Here is a 3,983-nt window from a genome sequence, read left to right as displayed (position 1 = left end):
AGCACGTGGTGTGTCGAGGGGCGCGGGGCGTGCGGAGCGTGTGTCTCGGCCGTGTCGGGGCCGGGAGGCGTTTGACACTCCGGGCGGGGCTGTGCTACCATTTCGGTCGGCGGAGGGCGCGTCCCTCCGCATCATTCACAGTGGCAAAGGCGTCGAACGGGAGTAGTAGGCCGTATCGACAGCGAGCTGCCGGGAGGTGCGAGGCAGCGCAGAGGCCGAACTCGCCCGGGAGCCGTGACGGCGAGGGCGCTCGCCGGTAGTCGTCACCGGGTAACCTCCGTTATCGGGTTGAGAGCGGATAGGCGCGGGGCTGTAGCTCAGCTGGGAGAGCGCAACACTGGCAGTGTTGAAGTCAGGGGTTCGAGTCCCCTCAGCTCCACCACTGACCGCCTATCAACCAGGGTGGTACCGCGGAAGACGAGCCTTTCGTCCCTGAACGGGAGAAGGGCTCGTCTCGTTTTTAAGGCCGCGTCTCCGTGGCCCGCCCGACCGGAAGGGGCGTGATCATGGTGATCGTCCCGAGGCGCCGATTGCACTCGTACTCAACCGGGCATCGCAGTTGCCCGGGTCGGTACGGCACGGTCGGCGGCGCGCCGTCCCTTACCGCGGGCCCGTCCCCTGTCTCGGCGGCGTAATCCCCTTCGCCGCCCGCGACGATGATGACGCTTGCCCCTACGCAATGGAGCGTAACAGGAGGATGATGATGACGACCGCGAAGCCGGCGGCGCGGCGCGAGGCGTATGAGCCGCACGCCATTGAGGAAAAGTGGCGCAGGATCTGGGACGAGACGGGCATCTACCGCGTGGTCGAGGACCCGAGTCGCCCCAAGTGGTACCACCTGACGATGTACCCCTACCCATCGGGCGACCTGCACATCGGGCACTGGTACGCGATGGCGCCGTCCGATGCGGCCGCGCGCTTCAAGCGCATGTCGGGGTACAACGTGCTGTTCCCGATGGGGTTCGATGCCTTCGGCTTGCCGGCGGAGAACGCCGCCATTACGCGGGGCATCCATCCCTTCAAGTGGACCATGGCCAACATCGAGCGCATGCGCCGGCAGTTGCGCTCGATGGGCGCGATGTTCGACTGGTCGCGCGAGGTCGTCACCTGCCTGCCGGACTACTACCGCTGGAACCAGTGGTTCTTCTTGCAGTTCTACAAGAACGGTCTGGCCTACCGCGCCAGCGCACCCGTGTGGTGGTGCCCAAAAGACCAGACGGTGCTGGCGAATGAGCAGGTCGTCGACGGCCGTTGCGAGCGCTGCGGAACCGAGGTCTACCGGCGCGACCTGGAGCAGTGGTTCTTCCGCATCACGAAGTACGCCGACGAGCTGCTGAACTTCGACGGCATCGAGTGGCCCGAGCGGGTCATGACGATGCAGCGCAACTGGATCGGCCGCTCGGAAGGCGCGCGTGTGCGCTTCGAGACGACGGCGGGGGATACGATCGAGGTCTTCACCACGCGGCCGGACACGCTGTGGGGTGCGACCTTCATGGTGCTGGCGCCGGAGCACCCGCTGGTCGAGCGGCTGACCAGCCCCGAGCAGCGGGATGCCGTCGAGGCGTACGTGGCTCAAACGCGGCGGGAGACCGACATCGCGCGGACGGCGACCGACCGGGAGAAGACCGGCGTCTTCACCGGCGGGTACGCCATCAACCCGGTGAACGGCGCGCGGATTCCGGTCTGGATCGCCGACTACGTGCTGATGAGCTACGGCACCGGGGCGATCATGGCGGTGCCCGCGCACGACCAGCGCGACTTCGAGTTCGCCCGGAAGTACGACCTGCCGATCCAGGTGGTGATTCAGCCCGACGGGGAGCCGCTGGATCCGGCCACGATGACCGAGGCGTACCCCGGCGACGGCGTGATGGTCAACTCGGGGCCGTTCGACGGAACCCCGACGGCCGGCGGCGAAGCCGTGCGGCGCGTCACCGCGTGGCTGGAGGAGCAGGGGCTGGGTACGCACGCGGTCACCTACCGCCTGCGCGACTGGCTGATCTCGCGCCAGCGCTACTGGGGAACGCCGATCCCGATCGTGTACTGCGATCAGTGCGGCACGGTGCCGGTGCCGGAGGACCAGTTGCCGGTGCTGCTACCGGAGGACGCCGAGTTCACACCCACCGGGGTGTCGCCGCTGAAGACCGATGAGCGGTTCGTCAACACGACGTGTCCGCAGTGCGGGGGCCCGGCGCGGCGCGAGACCGACACCATGGACACCTTCGTCGACTCGTCCTGGTACCAGTACCGTTACGTCAGCCCGCAGGAGACCGATCGACCGTTCGACCCGGACGCCATCGCCTACTGGACGCCGGTCGACCAGTACACGGGTGGCATCGAGCACGCGACGATGCACCTGATGTACGCGCGGTTCTTCACCAAGGCGCTGCGGGATCTGGGCCTGCTGCCCTTCGACGAGCCGTTCCTGCGCCTGTTCAACCAGGGGATCATCCTGGGCGAGGACAACGAGAAGATGTCCAAGAGCCGCGGGAACGTCGTCGATCCGGACGACCTGGTCGCACAGATGGGCGCCGACACCGTGCGCCTGTACCTGATGTTCATCGCCCCGTGGGAGCAGGGCGGGCCGTGGTCGTCGCGCGGCATCGCCGGCGTGGAGCGATTCGTCCGGCGCGTCTGGTCGATCGTGACCGAGACGGCTGGCACGCCGGTCGAGCTGCCGGACGGGGAAGCCGGGCACAAGCTGCGCAAGATCACGCACCGCACCATCAAGGCGGTGACGGAGGACATCTCGACCTTCCAGTTCAACACGATGGTCGCGCGGCTGATGGAGTTCGTGAACGAGCTGTCGGCGCTGCGCGACACCGAGGTGGTGCGCACCGAGGCGTGGCGGGAGGCCATGCGAACCCTGGTGTTGCTGCTGGCTCCGTCGACGCCGTACCTGGCCGAAGAGCTGTGGGAGCGGCTGGGAGAGCCGTACAGCGTCCATCAGCAGTCCTGGCCTCAGTACGACCCGGAGCTGGCAGCCGCCGAGATGATCGAGCTGGTGGTGCAGGTCAACGGCAAGGTGCGGGACCGGTTGGAGGTGCCGGTGGACATCACCGAGGAGCAGGCGATCGAACTGGCTACGGCCAGCAGCCGTGTTCGCGAGCACCTGCAGGGCCGCACGGTTCGGCGCACGATCTACGTGCCGGGGCGCCTGGTAAACATCGTTGCCAGCTAGGTTCGTTCTCGCTGGGATGGGTGAGGCGGCCGCCGCGGGATTCCGCGGCGGCCGTGGCATTTGTGCGCCAGGCTGGTACGGCATGTGCACTACCATTGGACGCCGCCACGTTGTGCCCTCGCGCCGAGCGTTGAACGCGAACGAACGCATGGCGTTGTGCGATGAGACCCATACGTGCCATCCTTAATATCTCTTCACGCAGGATGTATTGCGCAATCATTGACATTTGGGTAATCAAGTCGTATTCTGGACCCAGATTGCTCCTAATGACACCGTCGTACAGTGACGGTGGAGCCTGGTAGGGCGCACAGAGTCGCGACGATTCCCGTCGCACGCGCAATGGCTCCGCGTTTCGATCGAGGTTTCAATATCGCCGCAATGACGCGCGACTGAATCTGCCGGTATCAGCCCGTTGGGGTGCCGTACGGTGATGGGCTGGTTGGCGGGGTGGGAACCGCGGCCCGGTGATGGGGGATAGCCCCGGGACGCTGCTCGGGTGCGCACCCGCCGCGACACCCCGGCAGACGCGTGCGGGAGGGAGGGACTCTCATGCGCGTGGTCATCGTTGATCCCAGACCGATCACGGGCGAGGTCTTACGCTACGTGCTGGCCGAGGCCGGGCATGAAGTGATCCTCGTCCAGTCCGGGGCGGCCGCGATCCGGGCGGTCGTGGACGGGGGCGTCGATGCCGTGCTGTTGGAGGCGCAGCTGCCGGACCTGGACGGCTGGGAGCTGTGCAAGGAGCTGCGGGGGCGGCGCTACACCGGGCCGCTGATCTTCGTCAGCGAGCAGGGCAGCACCCGCG

2 protein-coding genes and 1 tRNA gene are annotated in these 3,983 nt (G+C 67.0%); all 3 read left to right on the top strand.

Features of this window, described 5'->3' with window-relative positions; all coding sequences use genetic code 11:
* Positions 1-306 precede the first annotated feature (306 nt).
* Positions 307-382 (top strand) — tRNA-Ala (locus IRZ30_RS16125).
* Positions 383-703: 321 nt separating this feature from the next.
* Complete coding sequence (leuS, locus tag IRZ30_RS16120; protein ID WP_294086617.1) at positions 704-3,178, top strand: leucine--tRNA ligase; 2,475 nt, start codon at positions 704-706, stop codon at positions 3,176-3,178.
* A 549-nt stretch (positions 3,179-3,727) separates the two neighbouring features.
* The coding region (locus tag IRZ30_RS16115; protein ID WP_294086615.1) for a response regulator at positions 3,728-3,983 on the top strand (256 nt) is incomplete at its 3' end.

It is taken from the genome of Sphaerobacter sp., from assembly GCF_019683595.1.
Lineage (GTDB): Bacteria > Chloroflexota > Chloroflexia > Thermomicrobiales > Thermomicrobiaceae > Sphaerobacter.
This window is presented reverse-complemented; position numbering and strand designations above follow the sequence as displayed.

What these genes read in the sequence shown, in the direction of transcription:
- leuS (WP_294086617.1), top strand. Translation starts at nt 704, where the DNA reads ATGACGACCGCGAAGCCGGCGGCGCGGCGCGAGGCGTATGAGCCGCAC.